The organism is Sphingomonas asaccharolytica NBRC 15499, assembly GCF_001598355.1.
GTDB classification, from domain to species: Bacteria; Pseudomonadota; Alphaproteobacteria; order Sphingomonadales; family Sphingomonadaceae; genus Sphingomonas; species Sphingomonas asaccharolytica.
On sequence record NZ_BCYU01000070.1, the window covers coordinates 1 to 23221 of the forward strand.

The 23221-nt window shown below is 65.0% G+C and carries 18 protein-coding genes; 4 read left to right on the top strand and 14 right to left on the bottom strand.

Translation table 11 applies throughout. The annotated features are described in order from the left end of the window. Window positions 1-168: 168 nt before the first annotated feature. From SAS01S_RS16805 to SAS01S_RS16835, 7 genes are all read right to left on the bottom strand, one after another. Window positions 169-2544 (bottom strand): TonB-dependent receptor, encoded by a 2376-nt coding sequence (locus SAS01S_RS16805; protein ID WP_066811252.1) that lies wholly within the window; start codon window positions 2542-2544, stop codon window positions 169-171. 90 nt (window positions 2545-2634) lie between these two features. Next, complete coding sequence (locus SAS01S_RS16810) at window positions 2635-3015, bottom strand: winged helix-turn-helix domain-containing protein (RefSeq protein ID WP_066811255.1); 381 nt, start codon at window positions 3013-3015, stop codon at window positions 2635-2637. Window position 3016: 1 nt separating this feature from the next. After that, on the bottom strand, window positions 3017-3223 hold the full coding sequence (locus tag SAS01S_RS16815) for a TOBE domain-containing protein (protein WP_066811258.1): 207 nt from the start codon (window positions 3221-3223) through the stop codon (window positions 3017-3019). Window positions 3224-3505: 282 nt separating this feature from the next. Then, window positions 3506-5185, bottom strand: a complete 1680-nt coding sequence (locus SAS01S_RS16820; protein WP_174544983.1) for an alpha/beta fold hydrolase — start codon at window positions 5183-5185, stop codon at window positions 3506-3508. A 24-nt stretch (window positions 5186-5209) separates the two neighbouring features. Then, on the bottom strand, window positions 5210-6253 hold the full coding sequence (locus SAS01S_RS16825) for a proline racemase family protein (protein WP_218016322.1): 1044 nt from the start codon (window positions 6251-6253) through the stop codon (window positions 5210-5212). Continuing rightward, entirely contained in the window at window positions 6246-7238 is a 993-nt protein-coding gene (gene lhpI / locus SAS01S_RS16830) for a bifunctional Delta(1)-pyrroline-2-carboxylate/Delta(1)-piperideine-2-carboxylate reductase (RefSeq protein ID WP_174544984.1), read from the bottom strand. Before lhpI ends, SAS01S_RS16825 begins: the two co-directional genes overlap by 8 nt. 323 nt (window positions 7239-7561) lie before the next feature. Then, window positions 7562-8485 (bottom strand): FCD domain-containing protein, encoded by a 924-nt coding sequence (locus tag SAS01S_RS16835; protein ID WP_066811264.1) that lies wholly within the window; start codon window positions 8483-8485, stop codon window positions 7562-7564. A gap of 155 nt (window positions 8486-8640) precedes the next feature. Here SAS01S_RS16835 and SAS01S_RS16840 point away from each other — a divergent pair, with 155 nt between their 5' ends. After that, on the top strand, window positions 8641-9528 hold the full coding sequence (locus tag SAS01S_RS16840; RefSeq protein WP_084239120.1) for an alpha/beta fold hydrolase: 888 nt from the start codon (window positions 8641-8643) through the stop codon (window positions 9526-9528). Between the two features lie 108 nt (window positions 9529-9636). Here the strand turns inward: SAS01S_RS16840 and SAS01S_RS16845 are convergent, their stop codons facing one another. From SAS01S_RS16845 to SAS01S_RS16870, 6 genes are all read right to left on the bottom strand, one after another. Further along, window positions 9637-11820, bottom strand: coding sequence for a TonB-dependent siderophore receptor (locus SAS01S_RS16845; RefSeq protein WP_066811270.1), 2184 nt, complete (start codon window positions 11818-11820; stop codon window positions 9637-9639). A 123-nt stretch (window positions 11821-11943) separates the two neighbouring features. After that, on the bottom strand, window positions 11944-13557 hold the full coding sequence (locus SAS01S_RS16850; protein WP_066811290.1) for a dipeptide ABC transporter ATP-binding protein: 1614 nt from the start codon (window positions 13555-13557) through the stop codon (window positions 11944-11946). After that, on the bottom strand, window positions 13557-14363 hold the full coding sequence (locus tag SAS01S_RS16855) for an ABC transporter permease (RefSeq protein ID WP_066811272.1): 807 nt from the start codon (window positions 14361-14363) through the stop codon (window positions 13557-13559). Before SAS01S_RS16855 ends, SAS01S_RS16850 begins: the two co-directional genes overlap by 1 nt. Further along, window positions 14360-15304 (bottom strand): ABC transporter permease, encoded by a 945-nt coding sequence (locus SAS01S_RS16860; protein ID WP_066811276.1) that lies wholly within the window; start codon window positions 15302-15304, stop codon window positions 14360-14362. The genes SAS01S_RS16855 and SAS01S_RS16860 overlap by 4 nt, the downstream gene beginning before the upstream one ends. Further along, window positions 15301-16896 carry an ABC transporter substrate-binding protein gene (locus tag SAS01S_RS16865; RefSeq protein WP_084239123.1) on the bottom strand — a complete coding sequence of 532 codons (1596 nt, stop codon included), beginning with the start codon at window positions 16894-16896 and terminating at the stop codon, window positions 15301-15303. Before SAS01S_RS16865 ends, SAS01S_RS16860 begins: the two co-directional genes overlap by 4 nt. Continuing rightward, window positions 16889-18040 carry a C45 family autoproteolytic acyltransferase/hydrolase gene (locus SAS01S_RS16870; RefSeq protein WP_066811279.1) on the bottom strand — a complete coding sequence of 384 codons (1152 nt, stop codon included), beginning with the start codon at window positions 18038-18040 and terminating at the stop codon, window positions 16889-16891. Before SAS01S_RS16870 ends, SAS01S_RS16865 begins: the two co-directional genes overlap by 8 nt. 166 nt (window positions 18041-18206) lie before the next feature. On the opposite strand from SAS01S_RS16870, the gene SAS01S_RS16875 reads away from it, so the two are divergent. Together SAS01S_RS16875 and SAS01S_RS16880 are read left to right on the top strand one after the other, a co-directional pair. After that, complete coding sequence (locus SAS01S_RS16875; protein WP_066811292.1) at window positions 18207-19499, top strand: MFS transporter; 1293 nt, start codon at window positions 18207-18209, stop codon at window positions 19497-19499. Between the two features lie 205 nt (window positions 19500-19704). Then, window positions 19705-20454 (top strand): polysaccharide deacetylase family protein, encoded by a 750-nt coding sequence (locus tag SAS01S_RS16880; protein WP_066811294.1) that lies wholly within the window; start codon window positions 19705-19707, stop codon window positions 20452-20454. 54 nt (window positions 20455-20508) lie between these two features. On the opposite strand, the gene SAS01S_RS16885 is transcribed toward SAS01S_RS16880, so the two are convergent. Continuing rightward, on the bottom strand, window positions 20509-21429 hold the full coding sequence (locus SAS01S_RS16885) for a Rossmann-fold NAD(P)-binding domain-containing protein (protein WP_066811282.1): 921 nt from the start codon (window positions 21427-21429) through the stop codon (window positions 20509-20511). An 83-nt stretch (window positions 21430-21512) separates the two neighbouring features. On the opposite strand from SAS01S_RS16885, the gene SAS01S_RS16890 reads away from it, so the two are divergent. Further along, a complete protein-coding gene (locus SAS01S_RS16890) occupies window positions 21513-23186 on the top strand; it encodes a tannase/feruloyl esterase family alpha/beta hydrolase (protein WP_066811284.1) in 1674 nt (557 codons plus the stop codon). The last annotated feature ends 35 nt before the right edge of the window (window positions 23187-23221 follow it).

A 23221-nucleotide genomic window follows, 5' to 3' on the forward strand; every position in this document is an offset into this window, starting at 1 on the left:
GAGCCGTGAAAATCGCATGGCCGCTAGTGGCTCGGTAGCTGCCGTTCGCGCGAGAGCGGGCGGGATCAGCGGCTATGCGCCCCATTCTAGACATCGGGTGGCAAACCAGAATCGCCCGACAGCTGCCACCCCGTCACTGACTGGGCCAGCATCGCGCTGAGGGCCTGCTCACTGTCGGGCGCGAAGCGTTATCCCGAAGGTTCGTGGATCGCTCGGCGTCGCGAGGATCAGGCCTGAATTGCCCGATTGGATGGTCACGTTCTGAATATAGTTGCGATCAAACAGGTTACGCGCGAACACCGCCACCTCAAGACCAGATGACAGCCGCAGCCCCAAGCTGGCGTTCACCAGCGTATAGCCGTGGATCACGGTGTATGCCGAGTCAGTCGGGTCGCCGAACATCTTCGTGCGGGTCACCATGTCGCCATGCGCAAGCAGGTTCACGCCGTTGCCGATCGGTTGATCCATGTCGGCACCAACCGTCACCGCCCATTTCGGCAAGCCCGACAGACCCTTGCCGCTCAGGTCGCATACCGTCGTGCCACTGGCGATCCGTTCGATCGGGCACGACCCGGTCGGATAGGACACATATTTGCCATCGGCGTAGGCGACCGATCCGCGCAGCGAGACCTTGCGAGTGACGGCCGCAATGGCATCGGCCTCGAAGCCCAGCACGCGAACTTCCGGAATATTGGCGAGGTACGTCCGAAGCGCCGCCGCTGCACCGGTGTCGGTAACGTTCGCCTGGAAATCGGTGATCCTGGTGTAGAAGCCATCCACGTTGAACGTCAGCCGGCGGCCGAACAGCCGCGTCTTGATTCCGACCTCATAGGCAGTGTTCTCCTCGGGCTTGACCACCACCTTGTCGAGCGCGGTCGGCGGCAGGCCCGACATATTGATGCCGCCGGACTTTGCCCCGCGCGCATAGCTGACATAGCCGAGCACACTATCGGTGAACACGTAAGAGACGTTCGCCCGACCGGTCAGTGCTCCGCCCTTGACCGCGCCGGAATAGCTCTGATCGCGCAGGATGCCCTGCTTGGCGTTGTTGAGCGCGGTGCTGGCGGTCGCCAGGCCACCGAAAGTGAAGAGAGTGTACGTCCCGCTTTTGTCCTCATAGGTATAGCGCAATCCACCTGTCAGCGTCAGGCCGGGCAGCAGACGCCAGTTGACTTCACCGAACCCGGCATAGCTGTTCGATTGGAAGTCCGTGCGTCCGTCCGAGGAGAACCCATCGAGCAGGTTTGAGGGCACCGCCACGGCGGGCGTCCCCGTGGTCGGCCCGATCAGCCAATAAGCCGCGAGCGGACCATAGACGGAGATCGGCCGGCCAATGATTCGCTGGCGGAAGAAGTAGAGGCCACCAACGTAGCTGAACGGCCCGTCCCCGTTCGAGGCGAGGCGCAGTTCCTGGCTGAACTGATCCTGCCGCGACGGGATATGCTGGGTGATCTGGATCGGCAGGCCGGTATAGTCACGGTCGTTCGCGGCATCCCAGTTCCAGAACCGCCATGCGCTGACCGAAGTGAGTGTCGCGCCGCCCAGCTTCCAGTCGGCGATCGCGGAGACGCCGCCTTCGTTGGTGTTGGTTCCCACCGCCGCGTCGATATTGGTTTTGCGGTCATAGGGGTTGAAACTGGCGGGCGTGTAGGCACCGCCGGGCACATTGGCGGCGAGCGCGGCATATTGACGCGCGGCGGACTTGAGCGTCGGCGCGGCACGCAGATACACCTGCGTGCAGCACTCGCTCTCGAAATTGGTGAAGTCTGCGATCAGGCGGACTTGCAGATCCGCGTTGGGCGTAAACAGCAATTGCCCCCGCACTGCCTGATTGCCGATACCGTTGAACTTGTCGCCCGTGCGGACATTGGTGATCACGCCGTCACGCCTCGTGACCAGTCCAGACAGACGGAACGCCACCGTGTCGCCGATCAGCGGGCCGGTCGCCGACGCTTTTGCCTGGACGAAATTGTAATTGCCGTAAGAGAACTCCTCGCTCGCGCCCCGCTCGAAGCTTGGCGCTCGCGTCGTGACGTTGATCGCGCCTGCGGTGCTGTTCTTTCCGAACAAGGTACCCTGCGGCCCGTGCAGCACTTCGATCTGCTGGATGTCGCTGAAGTCGAACGCGGCGGTCGCCGGACGCGCGTGATAGACCTGATCGACATAGAAGCCGACGCCGCTTTCCAGCCCGTCATTGGCCTGGCTGACCGCCACGACGCTACTGCCGAGCCCCCGGATCGTGAAGGCGGTGTTACGCGGATTGGCGGAGCTGTAGTTCAGCGCAGGCACCAGTTGCGACAGTTGCGACGTGTTGACCGCGTAGGAGCGGTCGAGCAACTCACCTGCGACGACGCTCAGCGATCCTGGAATCTTCTGTGCGTCTTCCGGGCGACGGCGCGCCGTAACGATGATGTCCGTGTCGTCAGGCGGAGTTGAGGCTAGTGCTGGGTTCGCGTCGGTGGAGTGGTCGGTGGCGGCACAAGCGGGCGCCCCGCTCGAAAGCGCGAGAACACCAACTACGACCAACATGAAGGATGCGCGCATCGGCCCTGGATCCCCATCTCGGCTCATCCGATATATCCGGCCATATACATCGATGCGCAACGAGCGAAAGTCCTTGGCATCCAGAAATCATTACCGCGGTGATTTGGACGGAAGCGGTTCGTCGCGGAGCGCCGATACCAGGCGCGCATAGGCCGGACCGTCGGTCAGCCCGGCCGATTGCTCCTCGAGCGAGCGATAGGCCTCCAGCACGAGACGGCCGAGATCGGTGAGCCTCGCGCCCTGCTCCGTGCTGCCGCCCTTCTGCGTTTCAATCACCTTCTCGCAAAAGCACCGGTTCATCTCGTCGACCAGAAGCCAGGCCCGCCGGTAGCTCATCCCCAATGCTCGTCCCGCCGCCGAGATCGAACCTTCGCGGTCGATCGCTTCGAGGATGTCGGCCTTGCCCGGCCCGATCGCAAAACCGTCGCCACAGACCAGTTGGAGTTTCAGCTTCAGACGGCCGACGCGCACCTTACTTACCGATCAGAACATCGCTCGCCTTGATGAAGACGGTGACCGCATCACCCTGGCTCAGTGCGAGATCGGCAATCGCTTCCTCGGTGATGCCGGCGGTGACGATCATCCCGTTGCCGATATCGACCTTGACGGTGCCGTTCACCGCTCCTCGCCTGATCTCGGTGATCCGTCCGCCGAACTGGTTGCGCGCGCTGATCTTCATGGCTGCTCGTCGCCTCCGCCTTTTGACAATGATGTAGCGGCTCAAGGCAGGCGCGACCAGTCGGTGCGCCAGCTTCCTCCCACGTCTTCGAGCCGACGGTCCGGCATGCGAAGGAGCCAGTTGCCATCGAGGCTGATCGAACCCGGCGCTCGATTGAAAGTCAGCTTCGACCCATTCTTCACCAGAACTTGCCGGTCAGCAATCGGCCCAATTCCAGCCATTCGAACGAAGCCCGGCCGGTCGAGCCAGGCTCATCCATGGATCGTTCGAGCCGCCGTCGCCCTACGGCACCAACGTCGGCTTGGTCGACGGCTCCCACACATCGCTGCTCGTCGCGACCAGCTCCTTCATGTTGCGCCACGTCCGCCGCCCCGGGATCGACGGCTCCCCCAGCACGACCGCGCGCGCATAGGCGATCACCCGGTCCTGAACGCGCTGCTTCTCCTCTGCCGGCCAGGTTTCCCAGGCATGCGGGCCGCGTACCACAACCAGGTCCTTCAACCCCTTGACCCGCTCATACGAGGCGATCTCGCCTTCCAGCCCGTCGGCATAACACCACAGGCCCCGCGCGAAGAACGCGCTCGGCCATTTGCTCATGCCCGCGAGGATCGCCGAGCTGGGGAAGAACACGATGTTATTCTCTTCCTCGATCCCACCGATGAACAGTCCGCGATCGCGTCCCGGCCCGCGTCCGTCATCCTTGGGGCTGGTTTCGGCTTCGAGATAACCGACGCCGCTCGAGAAATCGGCGACCAGGATCGCGCCCTTGATGTGCGGATCGCGGCGCGGCGCGGTGCAGGCGATCTTGGGCAAATCGTAGCTGCAATCCTTGTCGAAATTGATCGTCATCGCCCATCCGCTGGCCATCGTGCCGCGCGAGCTGCCCATGAAGAACACCGGCAGGCCACCGCCCGATGGGCCACCGTACGCCGCCGCAGCAGCGTCGGCGCCCTTGGTCAGCTTTCCATCGGGGCCGAGCGCGCGCATGCCCTTGCCGCTCCTCAGCGCGGCGACGATGTCGAGCAGATCATGCCCCTGCTGCAGCGTGTTGGTGTCGCTATAGCCGCCCGAGATGCCGACGCCGCGACGATCCATCGCCAGCACGTCGAACCCGGCCTGGTGCAGGCGATACCAGGCCTGGCGCCAGAAGCGCTCGCCCTGCACGCCGGTGCCGCCCTTGGGCCAGTCGTCGTCGGGAATGGTCACGCCGGTCTTTGGATCGACGACATATGCCACGTCCCTGGGGTCATCGAGCGCGGTGACGCGGTCGCCGCCCCCGCCGTTCATGATGATCAGCGCGCGCTTGCGGCCGCCCTTGCCGTCATCGATCCCGGCGCCTCGGATATACCAGCCGCGGATCTTGATATCGCCGGTCATCTTCATGTGGATGCGTTCATACGCCTCGACCGGCGCGCTGAACTCGACGATGTAGGTATCGGCATCGGCCGCAGCGATCGGCTCGTTATAGGGCGCGCGGGCGAAGAAGCCGGGGCGGCGGATCTGGCTCAGGTCGGTGTCCCCACCCTTTTCGTCGATCTTGCCGAGCAAAAAGCGGCCCTTCGGGTCCTTGAGGCCATATTCCTTGTTCGGCGGATGGCGCTTGAGCACTTGGTCGTAGACGCGCTTGTGGCAGTCCTTGTCGTCCTTGCACTTCTTCCAACGCTCGCGGAGCTTCTCGTCGGTGAAGTTGGTGACGTAGAAATCGCCGCGATACGCCTTGGGTTTGTGTGCCGCGACGCTGGTGAAGGGAATGCAGGTCCTCGGACCCGCTTTGGTCGGCAGGATATAGCCGGGCAGCTTCATGTCGCGGTCATAGGCGACATAGGCCTCGCACTCGGCGGGCGGGAACATCGCCGCGGGGAGGACCTGCGCCTTAGCGTGCTTGACATGGTCCTTGGCCGCGGCGGCGGTCGCGCATGTCACTGCCCCCAATGTGGCGAGCAATAGGGTCCATCTCTTCATTTCGCTCTCCAGGTCCGTGCTGTTCTATCGTGGAAGATCGGCAAACCGCGCAGGCAGTTCGAAACCGTCGGCGAAGCGGTCGCCGGGTTCGGCGATGAACGCCACGCGAGCAGCGTAATAGGATCGCCCGGCGACGCGGACGCGCGAGACGGCACCGCCATCGCGCTGGTCGTGCCGTGCGAGCGAGCCGACAAAGCCTTCGCCCGACACCCCGCGGATCTCGCATTGCTGCCCGACCGCCATCTCGCCGCGCGCTGCGGCCAGCGCGATCCGCGCGGTCACGCCGCTGCCGGTCGGCGAGCGGTCGATCTGCCCTTCGGCGAAGATGCAGAGATTGTAGCTTGGCTGCCCGCCATGATCGCCGAGTGCCACGTCGTCGGTCAGGATCGTGCCGTAAAGGAAAGACAAGTCGCGCTCGGTCGGATGCTCGATCGCGATCGCCGCGCGCACCGCATTGGTGATCGCCACTCCCGCCGCGACTAAATCGGCGAGTGGCGTATTCATCAGCGAGAGGCCGATCCGCGCGGCAGGCAGGACCGCGTAATAGGCGCCGCCGAACGCGATATCGAAGGCGACCGGCCCGAATCCCGGCACGTCGACCCTCTGGTCGAGATGACTGGCAAAGGATTCGACGCTTTCGAACGCGACCAAAGGCGCGCCGCCATCGGCCGCCGCCTCGACCTCGACCCGAACGACGCCGCACGGCGCCTCCAGGCCGAAACTGGCGTGCCCGTCGACCATCGCGACGCGCCCGGTATCGACCGCCCAGCGGCCGATCGCGATCGTCGCGTGGCCGCACATCGTGCTGTAGCCCTCCTGGTGTGTGAACAGCACCGCTAGGTCGGCATCGGGATGGCACGGCGCGGTCGGGATGACGCCGTACATGCCGGCATGACCACGCGGTTCGAGCATCAGCATCCGCCTCAAATCGTCGAACCGCTCGAGCGCGTCGCGGCGCTTTTCCAGGATCGTCGCGCCATGAAGCTCGGGATAGCCGCGCTCGACGATCCGCACCGGCTCGGCGGCGGTGTGCAGGTCGACGACATGAAGGGTTCGCGCTTCAGCCAAGATCGGAAACTCCGCGCCGCGCATAAGCCATGGCCGCGGCGGCGAGATCGGCGAGCGCGGTGCCGACCGATTTGAAGACGGTGATGTCGTCGCCCGAGGCCCTGCCCGCGACGCGCCCGGTGCATAGATCGGCGAGCGAACCCCGGATATCGTCCACCGTGATGACTCCCGCCGCGATCGGGCCGGTCAGATCGCCCGCCTCGGCCAATGCGTCGCGCGTGTCGACATAGATTTGCCCGCGAGCGAAGCAGGCGTCGTCGGCCTCGCGCATGGCAGGCGTGAAGCTTCCGATCAGGTCGAGATGCGTGCCCGGTTGCAGCCAGTCGCCATGGATGATCGGCGCGGTCGAGGGCGTGGCGCACGTGACGATGCCGGCGCGGCGCGCTGCGTCTTCGAGCGATGTCGCTGCCTCCGCTGCGAAACCCGTTGCGCGCAATTCGGCCACCAGCCGCTCGGCTTTGGCTGCATCGCGGTTCCACACCGACACCGTCCGGATCGGACGAACCGCCGCGAAGGCCTCGGCGGCGAGCGCCGCAATCCGCCCTGCCCCGACGATCAGCAAGTCGGACGCGTGTTCGCGCGCGAGGAAGGAGGCCGCGAGTGCCGACACCGCGATCGTCCGACGCGTCGTGATCTCATTGCCGTCGAGCAAGGCCAGCGGCGCGCCCGTCGCGGCATCGGCAAGCAGGTAGGTGCTGTGGACGCTCGGCAATCCGCGCGCGCTGTTACCGGGATGAATGGTCGCAATCTTGGTCCCGAGCAGGCTGCCGCTCCAGGCAGGCATCAGCAACAGGACGCCATCGCCTTCGGGATGAGGGATATGGTGGTGGTGCCGCTCGGGCACCGTCGCGCCGGCAATGAAGGCGGCTTTCAGTGCCGGGATCAACGCGTCGAACGGCAGCGCGTCACGGGTTTCCACCGCACCGATCACCGGTACCGTCGCGTCTCCCGCGCCTTTCTCCGGCCCAGCTGTCGGATCGTCCAATCGCACCGTTGCCCTCGCTCCCGATCGAGCGGCGACTTTGTCCTATTGCATTCTAAAATACAACAGCTTTATGCGACGGCCGGGCGTGTTGCCGGTCTTCGTCATGCCGGGCTCGTCCCGGCATCCACCGCGCAACCACACCTAAGCTCGGTTGTGGAGGAGTGGTGTTCAAAGCGAAATCGTGTCCCCCGGACACGATTTTGGCCTGCCGGGGGCAGGCCAAAGCTTGAACACGGCACAAGGCCGGGGTGACGATGGGGTTTTAGGCGAATGCTCGGTCGATAGCTGCCCGAGGTTCCGCCCGTTTAAATGTCGGATTAGACTCAGACCGTCGCCTCGACATCGCGCGCCAGCACCAGATGCGCCTTCATCAGATCGTGCGCCTTCTGGTTATCGCCCGCTTCCATCGCGTCCATGATCTCGAGATGCTCGTCGATCGAATCGATCACGCGCTCGGCGCCGTTGACCCACTGGATGTTCATGAACGAGCGCAGCTTGTTCTGCCGTTGCACCGCGTCGAGGAAATAGCGATTGCCCGAGCAGCGCGCGATGCCCTCATGGAAGTCCGCATTGATCGCGAACAATTCGACCGCCAGCGTGTCGCGCCATTTGCGCTTGCGGAAAGCGAGATGCTCGGCACGAATGCGATCGAGCCATTCGCGGTCGAGCTCGAACGTCTCCTCGAGCAGACCCGCGGGCTCGATCACCGCGCGATAGGCATAGCTCTCCGCCCGCGCCCGGCCCGAATTGATCGGCAGAGTGAACGACCAGCCATTGCCGGGCTTCCGCTCGACCAACCCGAGTTCGGCCAGCTGGCGCAGCACGCGCACCACCGTCGGTAATTTCGCGTCGAACAGCCGTGCGACCTCCAACTGGCTGCACTGATCGGGCATGCGGCCCTGGTTGCGCGCCTCGGCGATCGCGATGAACAGGCGCTGGTCCTCTTCATCCTCCGGGTTGGTGACGTCGAGATCGGGCGCCTCGGTAACCGGCCCGCGCAGCACGTAGCCGCGATTGGCGCGCGCCTCGACCGCACCCTGTTCGGCGAGCAGCTTGAGCGCCCCGCGCACCGGCGTGCGCGATACGTCGAAGTGGCGGCAGAGATCGAGTTCGACGAGGTGATGGCCCGGGCCCGCGCCCTGGTCCTTGAGCATTCTGAGGATCCTCGCGGCCAGGTCGGCCTGTAGCCGGCTGGCGCGCGGCGGCGCCTTGTCCATGTCCATCTTGCGCGCAGCCGCTCCCGCCATTTTCTCTCGATCTTTCACCAGGTCAGTCAGGTCTTGCGGATTACACTTTCGCGCGCAAGGATGCAAAAGGAAGCGCGAGCCGCGATCACAGTCCGCATTTGTCTTTTGCTGTTCGATAGTGCAAACACTGCGCGAATAAGCAGAGGACGTCCGGGATGCGCACCCTTCTCGCCTGTATCGGCGCAGCACTCTCGCTCGGCGCCGGACAGCCGGCAATCCCGTGTCCCTTGCACTACGCCACCACGTCGACCGGTGCGATCGGCTATCGCGATTGCGGACGCGGCGGTCCCGTGCTGATCATTCCCGGCGGACCGGGTCTCGATGCTAATTACCTCTCGGGCCTCGCATTGGCGATCACACGGCTCGGGCATCGTGCGATCGTGATCGAGCCGCGCGGCACCGGAGCATCGCGCGCCGCGCTGGGCGACGGCAGCGGCCTTACCGTCACGGGCAGCGTCGCCGATATCGATGCGGTACGCGCCGCCGCCGGGGCCGATCGGCTGGTGATCCTCGGCCATTCGTTCGGCGGCGCGGTAGCCCAGGCCTATGCCGCCGGCCATCCGGATCATGTCGCCGCGTTGATCCTGATGGATTCGGTCGGGCCCGACATGAAACCCGGTGGCGCGTCGCTCGACGGCTGGCGCCGCCGCCTGACGGCGGACGACCTGGCGCGTTACGATAGCGACCGCGCCCGTGGCGACCGGGTCGGTGCGATGAAGATCAAGTTCCGGGCGAGTTTCTACCATGAAGCGCGCGCTAAGGCCTTTGTCGATCGCTTGTCCGACGACCAGATCCACCTCGACGTTGCGCGGCTGTCGGCTTCCTATGAGCGCGACTATCGCATTGCACTGCCCACCGCCGCGCCGTTCCGAGTGACGATCCTGGCGGGGGAAATCGATTGGATCAGGGGCAGCGAGCCTGCGCTTCGTACGGCCTATCCCAAGGCACATTTCATGGTCATCCCGCACGCGGGGCATTTCCCTTGGGCGGATGCCCCGACCGCGACGCGCCGGAGCCTGAAGCGAGCGCTGGAAGGCATATAGGCCTCGCCTCGCGGCGGCGGGCGGAAAGCAAAAAAAGGCCGGGTGCGGAAATCCGCCCCGGCCCTGAAATGCGAGCAGGCGAGGTGCTCCGCCCGCTCGCCTTGATGGTCAATATTTGAAGGCAAGCGAGAACTTGACCGTGCTCGGGACCGTTTCGGCCAGCGAACTCGCGCCGACCGATGCCCAATAGCGCTTGCCGGTGATGTTCTGACCATTGACCCGCGCGATCAGCTCATGCCCCGAGAGCTTGAACGTATATGAGCCGCCCACGTCGAACGTCGTATAGGGATCGGTGAACGCCTGGTTGTTGGCGTTAACCGCCTGCGATCCGGTGTGATAGACGCCGCCAGTCAGCTTCAGTGCCGGGTCGAGCCACGACAAGCGGTACTCGCCCGAAACCGACCAGCTGTTCTTTGGCGTGCCATCGACGCGCAAGCCCGCGATGACCGGCTGATCACGATAATGGGCCGACAGCACCATCCCGGCAACGTTCACCGCGAGATCGGGCACCACATAGCCAGTGAGGCTGAATTCGGCGCCCTCATAGACCTGCCTGCCATCGACGAAATAGTGCAGCGTCGTCGTGCCTGGCAGGTTGGCGGCATAGGCCGCACCGCGGTCGATCTTGAAATAGGCCGCCTGGAACAACAGGTTCGACACCGGCTGGACCTTCAGCCCGGCTTCGTATTCGGTGCTCACCGTCGGCGCGAAAATCTGGGTGGCATTGTCGGTGGTCGATGGCGCCGCCGGAGTTTCCTCGAGGCCCTCAATATAGGTCGCGTAGACACTCACCCACTTGACCGGCTTGACCATGATCGCGGCCGAATAGGATGTCGGCTTGGCGCTGTATGGCGTCTTGGTGACATTGTTGATCGAGCCGTCGTTCTTGTAGCTGCTCTTGCGGATGCCGCCGAGCAACTCGATGACATCGTTGAAGCTCAGCCGATCGAACACATAGACCCCTTTGTCATCGATCCGCGAAACCGGGGGCAGCGCCGAATAAGGGATGTTCGGATTGGGAATATAGACCGGATTGGCAAAGTTTTGGGCGAACGGCACTCGGACGTTTGCCGATGAGGCGTTGGCACGGATCGTGCGCGACGCGCCGACCAGAATCTCGTTCCGGAATTTGCCCAGGTGGGTGATGCCCGAAAGCTCCAGCGCGTAGTTCGTATTCAGGAAGACGGCCTGCTGGCCGGAGAAGCGCACAATGCCCGCGCCGTAGGTCGCGCTGGCGGGATCGAGCGCAGTGGTCAGGTTGGTCGGGGTGAATTGCGGATTGTTGCGGAAACGGACCATCCGCGACTGCCCGAAATAACCCGACAAATTCCAGTCCTTGCTGAACTTGTACACCGCTTTGCCGAGATAGTTGAACTCATGGGTCCGGTTGAAATCCCAGTCGGCACCGGAAATGTTCTTCTTCGGATCGAGTATCGAAACATCCGGAATCTTGATGTGCGTGGCGTTGGTCGGAACCGTCAGCAGAAAGAACGCCGGCTCGGCGATATCCTTTTGGAAATACTCCACGTCGGCGGTGATCGTCAGCTTGTCGGTCGGCTTCAGATCGAACGCACCCGACGCCATGTAACGCGTGCCGGACGCATAAGCGATGCCGGTATCGAGATGAGCGGATAGCGCATTGATGCGATAACCGAAGATGCCCATCGTATCGCCGACGTCGACATTCGCGCCGATACCCTGGTTGCTGTCGCCGAACATCGTCACCCCGAACGACAGCTCCTGCGTCGGGCGCTTCATCACCAGGTTGACGATGCCGGCCGGCGACGAGAAGCCGTAATAGAGCGCCGAGGCGCCCTTCAGGACCTCGACGCGATCCTTGTTCTCGAGCGGAAATGCCGTCGCCGAAATGACGTTCAGCGCGCCGTCGAGACGAAAGTTGGCGCGCGTGTCGGCAGTGATGCCGCGAATGGTGACGTTCTGATAGGCAACCGTGCCCGTGCTCGTGGTCGAGACGCCCGGCGTGTTGCGGATCGCATCGATCAGTTCGACCGCCTGCTGCGATTGCAGCAGGGCCGAGGGGATCACCGATATGGTCAGCGGGACGTCCAACACCTTGGCGTTGCGGAAACTGCCGGACTGGACGGTATCCGTACCGATCTGGTTGTTCCGCTCGCCGGTGACGACGATGTCGTCGGAATCCTGATCCTGCTTGTCCCCGGCGCTCTGGCCGCTTGCGGGTGGGGCGGCGGTCGATTGGGCAAAAGCGACGGTCGGCGCGACACACGCCACCAGAACCGACGTCCCCACCATCAAAACACGCGAAAGCTTCATGTTCGTCTCACTCCCCTAGTCGGGCACCGAAGCACCCACCGCCACCCGACCTCTCCGTGTCAGATTCGTGTATTTTTAGTATCAATAATGTTTAATTGTATTTTGTAAACTGGAAAATACACATTATTGCTGCGCGGCGAGCGTTTCCGTCAGCGCGAGCGCCGGCGAGGCGGCCAGCAGGCGGCGCGTGTAATCGTGGGTCGGTGCGGCGAACACCGCGTCGGTCGGTCCCTGTTCGACGATCCGGCCCTTCTCCAGCACGATCACGCGGTCGGCGATCTGCTCGACCACGGCGAGATCGTGGGTGATGAACAGGCAGGCGAAGCCGCGGTCGCGCTGGAGTCGCTGGAGCAAGGTCAGCACCTGGAGCTGGATCGTGACGTCGAGCGCGGAGACCGGTTCGTCGGCGACGACCAGCCGCGGCTCGGACGCGATGGCGCGGGCGATCGCCACGCGCTGGCGCTGACCGCCCGACATCTGGTGCGGGCGGCGATCCTCGAACCCGGCGAGACCGACATCGTCGAGCGTGGCGCGCACCCGCTCGCGGCGGTCGGCAGCGCTCAATCCCGGCACATGGCGCAAGGCCGCGCCAACGATCTCTCCGATGCGGAAATGCGGCGGCAGCGACGAGAACGGATCCTGGAAAACGAGTTGCGCGTCGCGGCGGAACGCGCGTTCGCCCACACGGTCGAGCCTTGTGATGTCTTTTCCGTCGAACAGGATGCGCCCGCCGGCGAGCGGCTTCAGCCCCAAGGCAGTTCGCCCGAGCGTGGTCTTGCCCGACCCACTGGCGCCGACCAGCGCAACGATTTCCCCGGCTCGAACGTCGAGCGTGACATCGTCGATCACCCGGATCGGCGTACCCGCGCGGAACAGGCCGGGCTTGCCCGGATAATCGACACGGGCATGCTCGATGCGCAGGATCGCCGGCGCGTCGGGCGCGATCGCCGCGCGGTCACCATCCTTGCGCGGCAGCGAGCCGACCAGCTTGGCAGTATAGGGATGGTTGGGCCGAGCCAGGACCTGCGCGGTCTCGCCCTCCTCCACCATCACGCCCTTTTCGAGGACGATGACGCGATCGGTATATTCGGCGACCAGTCCGAGATCGTGGGTGATGAGCAGCAGCGCGGTGCCCATCTCGCGGGTCAGCGCGACCATCAATTGCAGCACTTCGCGCTGGCTCAAGGTATCGAGCGCGGTGGTCGGCTCGTCGGCGATCAGCAACCGCGGCTCGAGCAACAGGACCGAAGCGAGCATGATCCGCTGCCGCATGCCGCCGGAGAATTCGTGCGGATAGCGCGCCAGGCAGCTTTCGGGATCGGCGATCTGGACGCGCGCCAGCATGTCGATGCTGCGCCGCCGGACCTCGGCATCGTCGAGCCTGCGATGAAGCTTGAGCCCCTCGGCGAGTTGAACCCCGATCGGCAGCGCTGGATTGAGCGACGTCATCGGTTCCTGGAACACCAGCCCGATCCCTGCCCCGCGCACCGACCGCAAGCCGCGGTCGCCGAGCGCCGTAAGCTCGCGGCCCTCGAAGCGGATCGTCCCCGACACGCGATCCAGAGCCGGCGCGAGCAGTCCGGGAATCGCGCGCGTCGCCAGCGTCTTGCCGCTACCGGATTCGCCGACGATCGCCAGCCGCTCGCCGGCGGCGACGGCAAAGCTCAGTCCCTCAAGCAGGACCCGGTCGCCCGCCTCGATCCTGAGATTGTCGATGGTGAGAAGCGGCGCCGACATCATTCGTCTCGCGGATCGAGGCGGTCGCGCAGCGCGTCGCCGAGCATGTTGATGCCGAGCAGGGTCGCGACGATGCAAAGGCCAGGCGCGATGCTCAGCCAGCTCGCCGCGTACATATAGGGCCGCGCCGACGACAGCATGTTGCCCCAGGTCGGCAGCGGCGGCGGCACCCCGACGCCGAGGAAGCTCAGCGCGCTTTCGGACAATATCACCCAGCCGAACAGGCTGGTCGCCAGCACCAGGATCGGCGGCAGCGCATTTGGCAGGACGATCCGCCACATCGTGTAGAGCGCGCTGTCCCCGGCAACGCGCGACGCCTCGACATATTCGCGCTCGCGGATCGAGATGACCGAGCCGCGCACCACCCGGATCGTCGCCGGCAGATAGGCGACAGCCAGCGCGATGACGATGCTGTGCCGGCTCGACCCGATCACCGCGATCAAAGCGAGCGCGAGCAGGATTCCTGGAAAGGCGAGCAAGGCGTCGCTGAAGGTCATGATCACCCGCTCGGTCCAGCCGCGCAGGAACCCGACGACGAGGCCGAGCGCAGTGCCGATCACGATCGAGATGGCCACGGTCTGGATCGCGATCAGCAGGCTGATCCTGGCCCCGAGCATGGCGCGAGAGGCGACGTCGCGGCCGAATTCGTCCGTACCGAGCCAATGCGCCAGCGACGGCGCCGCCAGCGTATGGTCGAGATCGATCGCCAGCGGATCATAGGGCAGCCAGACCAGGCCGAGCAGCACCACGACGAGCAAAGCGCCGACCAGCCCGACCCCGAGCAGCGAGTGAACCGAGCGCTTCATTCCACCGTCACCCGCGGATCGAACAACGGATAGAGCAGGTCGACGACCAAATTGACGACGACATAAATCACCGCGGTGAACAACAGACAGCCCTGCACCACGGGATAGTCGCGGCTGAGCACGCCGGTCACCATCAGCCGGCCGAGGCCAGGCAAGGTGAACACCGTTTCGATCACCGCGATCCCGCCGAACAACCGGCCAAGCGTCAGTCCCACCAAGGTCAGCGTCGGCGCGAAGGCGTTGGGAAAGACGTGGCGCGACAATACGGTGCGTTCGCTCAGCCCCTTGGCGCGCGCATGCGTGACGTAATCGAGCCGCAGCACGTCGATCGCGCTCGACCGCATCATGCGGATCAGCACACCGCTTTCGGATATCGTCAGCGTCGCGATCGGCAGGATCAGGAACAGCATCGCGCGCCAGGGATCCTCCGAGAAGGGAATATAGCCGACCACCGGCAACCAGTGCAGCCAGACGCCGAACACGAGCAGCAGCAGCAATCCGAGCCAGAAGCTCGGCACCGCCAGGATCAGGCTCGCTCCGCTCATCACCGCGAGATCGAGCTTCCCGCCGCGGCGCCACGCGGCAACCGTCCCCGCTAAAATCGCGATCAAGGTCGCCAGCCCGACCGAGATCAGCACGACGATACCGGTCGTCTCCGCGCGCGTAATCAGTAGGCCCGACACCGGCTCGCCCGTCGTGATCGAGCTACCGAGATCGCCGCTGAACACATGGCCCAGCCAGGTGACGAACTGGACATAGATCGGCTTGTCGAGGCCGAGTTCGGCATGGAGCGCGGCAATCGCCGCCGGGTCGGCCCCCTCGCCGAGCATGACCTGTGCGGGATCGCCAGGGATCATGCGGACCAGGAAGAACACCATCAACGCGACGATGAACAAGGTCGGGATGGCGAGCAGCAGGCGGCGCAGGATGTACGCGATCATCGCGCCGCCCCCGAACCGACAGGCCCCAGCCCGACATTCCACAGCCGCTGCGTCTGCGCCGCCCAGCTATGATAGCCCGTGACGGGCGCGCGCAATGCCGTCACGCGCCGGGTATTGTAGAGTATGATCGCCGGCACCTCGGCGCGGAACTTCTGCTCCAGCGTGTCGAGGATCTTCTGCCGCTGGGCGCGATCGCCGGTCACCACCGACTGGTGGAGCAGGTCGATCGCCTCGGGTGAATTCCACACCTTGCGCGGATCGACCGCGCGGTCGCCGATCAGGACATTGTACATCAGCGACGGGTCGAGCCGCGCCGAAAAGCCGAACATCGTCGCCTGGTAATCGCCGCTGGAATATTGGGACAGCTGTGTCGCCCAATCGAGGCTGACGACTTGGACGTTGATCCCCGCGTCGCGCGCCATCGCCTGGACCAGGATCGCCGCATCATACATTTCGGGCGGGCTGTGACTGGTCAGCAACTGGATCGGCTCGCCCCGATAGCCCGATGCCTTGACCAGCGCGCGCGCGGTCGCGAGGTCCCGCTTCACCAGCACCTGCTCGGCCGGGCCGTAGAATGCATTGACCGCCGGGATCGGCGAACTGTCCGGCACGCCGGTCCCGTGCGTCACTACCCTGGTCAACGCGGCGACATCGATGCTGAGCGCCAGCGCCCGACGGAGACGGACGTCGTCGAGCGGCGGTTTCCCGGTCTGCAGCAGGATGCCGTAGAAATCGGACGACCTCGCCGAATCGAGCTTGATGCCGGGCGCACCCTCGATATTGCCGATTTCGTTGGGCGCCAGGGCATCGAGCACGTCGAGGCTGCCGCGCAGCAGCGCCGCGCTTGCCGCCGATCCGTCGGGGATCACCGAAAAGCGGATGCGATCGACCAGGGCATGCTTGCCGCCGGCATTGCCATCGGTCCCGCCGGGCAGCGGCTGATAGCGGTCGAACTTGACCAGATCGACATATTGGTTGTGCCGCCATTCGCCCCAGCGGAATGGCCCGGTGCCGATCGGGTAGCGCCATTTGCCGTCGGGTCCGACCGACGCGCGATGGCTGATCCCGGTGCTGCCGCAATCGAGCCGCGCCAGCGTCGGCAGGAACAACGGTGCCGAGCGATCGAGCACGATGTCGACCGTGTCGGGATCGGGTGTCCTGACCTGGGTGACGGCGGCGATTCCCTTCGCGCTCAGATCGGGCTTGCACCGCCAGCTGCTGCCCGGCGCGAGATAGCGGTCGAGCGACCATTTGACGTCGGCCGAGGTCAGTACCGCGCCGTTATGGAAGCGCACGCCATGGCGCAACGCGAAGCGATAAGTCCGCCCGTCGGGCGACACCGTCCAGCCGCTCGCCAGCATCGGGCCGATCGACCCGTCCTCGCGCACCGCGACCAGCCCCTCGACGACGTGGAGCAGCACCGCGTCGGTATTGGCGTCGCGCTTCATGCCGGGATCGGACGAGGCGATGTCGGCATTGAGCCGCGCGCGCAGCATCGATCCGGGCGGTGGCGGCGGCTTGGGATGCACGAACGCCAGGCCAAGTCCGACGCCGGCCGCGATCAGGATCAGGCCGGCGAGCGCCTTACGCATCGGCGGTCGGTCGCTCCGCATCGGCCGACGCGTCGGCGGTCAGTGTGTAGCGGACATAGTCCGCGCCGGCATGGGGCATCATCGCCACCTGCATCTCGCCCAACGAAGGCCGCATCAGGAACGACGCCACGGTCGCGGTATGGCCGGTGACGGTCGAGGCGCGCGGCGGTACGCAGATCGACAGCGGCGCGCCCGCCGTATCGAGCAATACCTCCCTCACCTCATGGAGCCCGACCCGGCGGCGCGGCGCGAGCAGCCGCTCGGCGCGCTGCTGGCGCCAATAGCTGCATGGCGAATCCGGGATACCGGTCTCGCGCAATTTCGCGAGTGCGGCCGGGCTGAGCCAATGGTTGCTGTGGACAAGCAGGCCATCGCGCGGCTCTACCACGAAAGTCTCGTCGGGCGCGCATTCCAGGTCGTGGACGATCCCGGTCGGCGCATGGCTGATCGCGATATTGTTCGACGCCGATTTGGGCGTGGCATAGGCCGCGCCGAACGCCAGCGATGGGTTGTCCTGCTGCAGCACCTTGCGCCGGATCAGCGCCAACGGAACGCCGAGAGTGCGATAGTCGCGCTCGCATTCCAAATAATTGCCGGTGATCGCGATACCGATGCTGTTGAACCCAAACCGGGCCAACCCGCCGGCCTCGGTGAAAGTCAGCATGTCGGGGCCGTCATCGTTCCTGATCCGCAGGATGATACAGGCGTCGGCGCAGGAGGATTTCCAGTCCCAATTATGCGCGTGGATCAGCACGTTGTCGGGCGTCCGTTCGGGCTGGACGATGATCGTCGTGCAGCCTTCGGCAGACCGTTCGGCGAGCAACCCCGCGCGCAGCACCGGCTCCTTGGCCAGCTTCAGCAACTCGGTCCGCGCGTTCATCAGCACGATATGCGACAGCGGCAGATCGGCGCCCTGGGCGATGCCGCGCATTTCCTCGACATGCTCCGCGTCGAAATCGGCGATGATCGGCAAATAGGCTTCGACCAGGTCGCCGAGCGCGGCCTCGGACAGGCCAAGGCTTCCCATCTGGCTGATATAATGCGAGGTTCCGCGCCGGATTTCGGCCGACGCACCTTCCCCATAGCGAATGCCGCGATCCCGGGGGCTTCCCCAGATCTCCAGAAGACGGCAAGCGTTCGTCATCGATCGGCATCCCCCGATTTATCGTTGGACGGATCGGTAGCACTGTCTTGCTGAGTTTAAAAAGACAAAAATGCATTATGAGTCATTCGGCGTGCATTTCTGCGACAATCCCGATATGCGGAGATCGGGCGCGCGACCGATTGCGCTGCGACGGAAGGGGAATGAAATGCCGAACAATCCCGGCTCAGCCGCGACCATGAGCGACTCGGCGCCGCGCCCCGGCCGCGCGATGGACGTGTTGCGCGTCGCCAGCGGCAATTTCATCGAGATGTACGATTTCATGGTGTTCGGCTATTTCGCCGCCGCCATTGGGTCGGCCTATTTCCCCGGCAGTTCGGAACTGGGCACATTGCTCAAGGCGCTTGCGACGTTCGGCGTCGGCTTCCTGATGCGGCCATTGGGGGCGATCGTGCTCGGCGCCTATACCGACCATCATGGCCGCCGCGCCGGGTTGATCGTCACGCTCGCCTTGATGAGCGTCGGCATCGCCACGATCGCCTTCACGCCCGGCTATGCCGCGATCGGCATCGCCGCCCCGCTCTTCGTCCTGCTCGGCCGTCTGCTCCAGGGTTTCTCGGCGGGCGCCGAGCTCGGCAACGTCTCGGTCTATCTCGCCGAGATCGCGCCGCCGGGCAAAAAGGGTTTCTACGTGTCGTGGCAATCGGCGTCGCAGCAAGTCGCGGTTGTCTTCGCCGCGATGATTGGTGTGGTGCTGGGCATGACGATGAGCGTCGATCAGCTCGCCGATTGGGGCTGGCGCATCCCGCTCGGCCTCGGCTGCCTGATCATCCCGCTGCTGTTCCTGATGCGCCGCCATCTGCGCGAAAGCGATCTGTTCGCCGCGCGCACGACGCGCCCGACGATGCGCCAGATCATGCGCCATTTATGGGTAGCCCGAGCGCGGGTGCTGACCGGCATGGCGATGGTGCTGATGACCACGGTCAGCTTCTACATGATCACTGCCTACACCCCGACCTTCGGCAAGCTGCTCCATTTGCCCGAGCGCGCCAACCTGCTGATCACTGCCGGAGTCGGCCTGTCGAACCTGATCTGGCTGCCGCTGATGGGCGCCTTGTCCGATCGCATCGGACGCACGCCGATCCTGCTCGCCTGCACCATCCTGGCGATCCTGACCGCCTATCCCGCCATGGCCTGGCTCGCGGCCAGTCCGAGCGTGACCAAATTGCTGCTCGTCGAACTGTGGCTGTCGGCGATCTACGCCAGCTACAATTCGGCGATGGTCGTCCACCTGACCGAGATCGTCCCCGAAGAAGCCGGCGCCTCGGGGTTCAGCCTCGCCTACAGCCTGGCCACCGCGATCGGCGGGTTCACCCCGTTCGTCGTGACCGCGCTGATCTCGGCGACGGGCAACCTCGCCATGCCCGGCGTATGGCTGACCGCGATCGCGGCGATCAGCCTGGCCGCGGCGTTGTACAGCCGGCGTTATTCGAGGGCGTAGCGCTCACCATCTTGCCCAGAAGGCCGGAGCTGCCTCCTGGCGCTTCCCCATGAATTTGAATGGCCGGGGCAATGCAGCCCTTTCGCAGCGCGGATTGCCTTGGCCTCGCGCGCCATTTAGGTAGCGCTATCAATAATCGAACAATCGAGGATGGGCGATGCGAACGGCGGCAACTTTATTACGCGTCGGATCGGCGCTGATCGGGATGGCGCTGATGGCGTCCCAGGCTCAGGCGAGGCAATGGCCCGGCGGCAGACAGGCGGCCGTGGTGCTGACCTATGACGATGCCTTGCCCTCGGATCTCGACATTGCGATTCCCGCGCTCGATGCGGCCGGGCTGAAAGGGACATTTTTCCTGATCGGCAATGCAGTGACTCCGGCCCAGATCACGCGTTGGCGGGAAGCGGCGGCCGAGGGCCACGAACTCGGCAACCACACCATCCGCCACGCCTGCCCCCAGGCCAATTACCCGCCGGCGAGGAAGCTTGATACCAGCGAAGCCTATGACGTCCCGATGATGCTTGCCGAAATCCGGACGATGAACACGATGCTGACGGCGATCGACGGGAAGCCGCAGCACAGCTTCGCCACGCCCTGCGGTCAGCATCTGGCCGGCGGCGTGGATTATCTTCCTGCCCTGCGCGCCGGCGGGCTGGTGCGCTATACCCGCAGCGCCGGCTGGCCGGGCGGCAAGGTGCTCGATCCGATGGATGTGCCTTGTCGTTGGTTCGACGAAAAGGCAACGGGAGCCGATATGATCGCTGCGGTCGAAAGTGCCAAGCGGTCCGGTGGCCTTCTGGTTCTCGGTTTTCATGGCGTCGGTAGCGACTATTTGAAGGTGTCCGCCGAGGCGCACGCGCAGCTCGTCGCGTATCTCAAGGCACATGCCGACACCATTTGGGTGGCACCGTTTTCGACCGTGATGGATTACGTCGCCAGCCACCCGGAAAACTAGGGCGGCATTTCGCGCCAACCGGTCGCGGAGGGCCGTTGCGCCCGCGTTCAGAATCTATGTGGAAGCGAGTTTGCGCCATGCTGCGCCGGCAATCGCCGCGTCCTGAACCGGCAGCCCGGTCAGATCGGCGACAACGATCGCGTCGGTCGCGAAGGTGCGAGGTTCGGCGAGTAACGCGCCCAGCAGAATGATCCCGTCCGCGGCGAGCAGGCCAACGCGCACCGCCCAGCCGGCCTCGCCATTCTCCAGGCATTTGTCGATCGAGTCCGCGACGATCGTCGCACGGCCCAGGATGCGCGGGTCGAGTTCGCGCTTGCCGCCGCCGTCCGATCCGACCGCGACAATCCGCGTGCCCGGCCGCACCCAATCGTTATCGACCAGCCATTCGGTTGATGGCGTCGTCGTCACCAGCAGGTCGGACGCACCCACCAGATCGGCGAGGTCGCCGCATGCCTCGCCGCCCACCTCTCCCGCCAGCGCCTGCGCCTTGGCCGGGTCGCGGCCCCAAATCAGCACGCGATCGGCGCCGATATGCCGGCGGATCATCTCCGCCTGCATCCGCGCCTGGATTCCCGCGCCAACGATCCCGAGCGTCCCGCCGGTATAGCCGATCGCCCGTGCGGCGATCGCGCCGGCCATCGCGGTACGCACATCGGTCAGCCAGCCGCCATCGGCGAACAGCGCCAGCGCTTCGCCGGTCGTCGTGCTCATTACCGCCGAAAAGCCCTGGCTCGACGACAACCCCTTGGCGGGATTGCCGTAGAAACTCGCCGATACCTTGAGCGCGAACACGTCCTCGCCGGCGAGATGTGCGACCTTCACATGCGCGTCGCCCGGCGCCGGGAAGCTGAAATGGCCGGCATCACCGCTCTGCGCATGGCCCGCCGCGAAGGCGACGATCGCGCGCTCGACCGCGGCCAGCGCCGCCGTCTCGTCGAGTGCCGCCACGATGTCCTCGCGCGTGAAAATCCGCATAAAGCCGTCCACCTCGTGTTCAATATTGTTTTTTCGTTCATAAGGAGACATTCTGGCGATTGCCAGCCTCAAGGGAGATAATCATGGTCGCACGTCGGACGCTTCAACGCATGGCGGCGGCCCTGTCGGCATCGGCGGCGACCGTCGCGCTGGCGCCCGCCGCGCAGGCCGCGCCCGATGCCTGTGCCGCGCTCAAGAAACTGGCCATCCCCCATGTCCGGATCCTGGTCGCGACGCCGGTCGACGGCACGTTCACTGAAGATATGGTCGTCGAACGCGGACCGCGCACTTATACTGGCCTCAAGCCCTTTTGCCGCGTGCGCGGAGTCAGCAGCCCGGTGCGCGGATCGGAGATCGGGTTCGAAATCTGGCTGCCGGCGAAGCGCGATTGGTCAGGCCGCCTGCATATGATCGGCAACGGCGCCTACGTGTCGAACATGCAGTACAAGCAGATGATCCCGCGGCTCGACGATGGCGACGTCGCGGTGGGCACCGACACCGGGCATGTCGGCACCGACCTCAAATTCGGCTGGAAGAATCCGGAGAAGATCAAGGATTTCGGCTATCGCGCGGTCCATGAATCGGTCGTCGCGGCCAAGGCGATCACCCGGGCCTATTACAGCCGCCCGGCGCGCTGGTCCTATTTCAGCGGGTGTTCGACCGGCGGCTATCAGGGGCTCGCCTCTGCGCAGCGCTACCCGAAGGATTTCGACGGCATCATCGCCGGCGCGCCGGGCAACAACCGCACCAGCCTAACCATGGCCTTCTTGTGGAACTATTTCGCCAATCACCGACCCGGCGACGATCGTCACCCGATCCTCTCGGTCAGCGACCTGGTGCTGATCAACCGCGCCACGGTCGCGGCGTGCGACAAACTCGACGGCGTCGAGGACGGGGTGATCGCCGATCCGCGGCAATGCGGGTTCAAGCCGTCGCGCTTGCTGTGCCGGCCAGGCGCGCAAGCCGGCACCTGCCTGAGCCAGGAACAAGTCGCGGCCGCCGACAAAATCTATGTCGGCCCTCGCGATGCCCGCACCGGCAAGGCGATCTATCCCGGCTATCCGGTCGGCACCGAAGGCGTGATGTCAGGCCGCGGCGACAAACATCCCGGGTGGAGCGGCTATTGGTCCGAATCCGACAATCCGGCCGAGCCGTCGCGCGCCGACATGTTCAAATATTGGGTGTTCGACAATCCCGACTGGAATTGGTGGAGCTTCAATTGGGGCAGCGACGTCGACACGATGCGCGCGCGGCTCGGGCCGATCTTCGATGCCAACAATGCCAATCTGTCTCCGTTCGCTCGCGCCGGCGGCAAGCTGATCATCTTCATGGGCTGGCAGGATCCGGTCGGCACGCCGCTCGAGGCGATCAATTATTACCGCGCGGTCGAGGCGCGCGCCGGCGGGCTCGCCGCGGCCCAGGCGTTCGCGCGATTGTTCATGGTCCCCGGCATGGACCATTGCGCGGGCGGCCCCGGCGCGACCAATTTCTCGACGGCGACGCGAGATTCGACGCCGCCGGTGCGCGACGCCGAGCACGATATGACGCTCGCGCTCTATGCCTGGGTCGAGAAAGCGCGCGCGCCGCAGAGCCTGATCGCGACGCGCTATGCCTCGGGGGGCGAGGACACCCCGCCGGCCAAGCGCGCGATCGCATTCCAGCGCCCGATCTGCGCCTGGCCGAAAGCGCCGGTCTATCGCGGAGGGGACGCCAAGCTGGCGACGAGTTTCGTGTGTGCGGTGCCGAAGAATCCCTGACCCCCCGCCCCGCCTCCAACCGTCATCCCCGCGAA

Bases quoted from the DNA above. Each gene is read 5' to 3' on its own strand.
- SAS01S_RS16805 (WP_066811252.1), bottom strand. From the start codon at position 2,544: ATGCGCGCATCCTTCATGTTGGTCGTAGTTGGTGTTCTCGCGCTTTCG.
- SAS01S_RS16815 (WP_066811258.1), bottom strand. From the start codon at position 3,223: ATGAAGATCAGCGCGCGCAACCAGTTCGGCGGACGGATCACCGAGATC.
- SAS01S_RS16820 (WP_174544983.1), bottom strand. From the start codon at position 5,185: ATGAAGAGATGGACCCTATTGCTCGCCACATTGGGGGCAGTGACATGC.
- SAS01S_RS16835 (WP_066811264.1), bottom strand. From the start codon at position 8,485: ATGGCGGGAGCGGCTGCGCGCAAGATGGACATGGACAAGGCGCCGCCG.
- SAS01S_RS16840 (WP_084239120.1), top strand. From the start codon at position 8,641: ATGCGCACCCTTCTCGCCTGTATCGGCGCAGCACTCTCGCTCGGCGCC.
- SAS01S_RS16845 (WP_066811270.1), bottom strand. From the start codon at position 11,820: ATGAAGCTTTCGCGTGTTTTGATGGTGGGGACGTCGGTTCTGGTGGCG.
- SAS01S_RS16850 (WP_066811290.1), bottom strand. From the start codon at position 13,557: ATGTCGGCGCCGCTTCTCACCATCGACAATCTCAGGATCGAGGCGGGC.
- SAS01S_RS16855 (WP_066811272.1), bottom strand. From the start codon at position 14,363: ATGAAGCGCTCGGTTCACTCGCTGCTCGGGGTCGGGCTGGTCGGCGCT.
- SAS01S_RS16860 (WP_066811276.1), bottom strand. From the start codon at position 15,304: ATGATCGCGTACATCCTGCGCCGCCTGCTGCTCGCCATCCCGACCTTG.
- SAS01S_RS16865 (WP_084239123.1), bottom strand. From the start codon at position 16,896: ATGCGTAAGGCGCTCGCCGGCCTGATCCTGATCGCGGCCGGCGTCGGA.
- SAS01S_RS16870 (WP_066811279.1), bottom strand. From the start codon at position 18,040: ATGACGAACGCTTGCCGTCTTCTGGAGATCTGGGGAAGCCCCCGGGAT.
- SAS01S_RS16875 (WP_066811292.1), top strand. From the start codon at position 18,207: ATGCCGAACAATCCCGGCTCAGCCGCGACCATGAGCGACTCGGCGCCG.
- SAS01S_RS16880 (WP_066811294.1), top strand. From the start codon at position 19,705: ATGGCGCTGATGGCGTCCCAGGCTCAGGCGAGGCAATGGCCCGGCGGC.
- SAS01S_RS16885 (WP_066811282.1), bottom strand. From the start codon at position 21,429: ATGCGGATTTTCACGCGCGAGGACATCGTGGCGGCACTCGACGAGACG.
- SAS01S_RS16890 (WP_066811284.1), top strand. From the start codon at position 21,513: ATGGTCGCACGTCGGACGCTTCAACGCATGGCGGCGGCCCTGTCGGCA.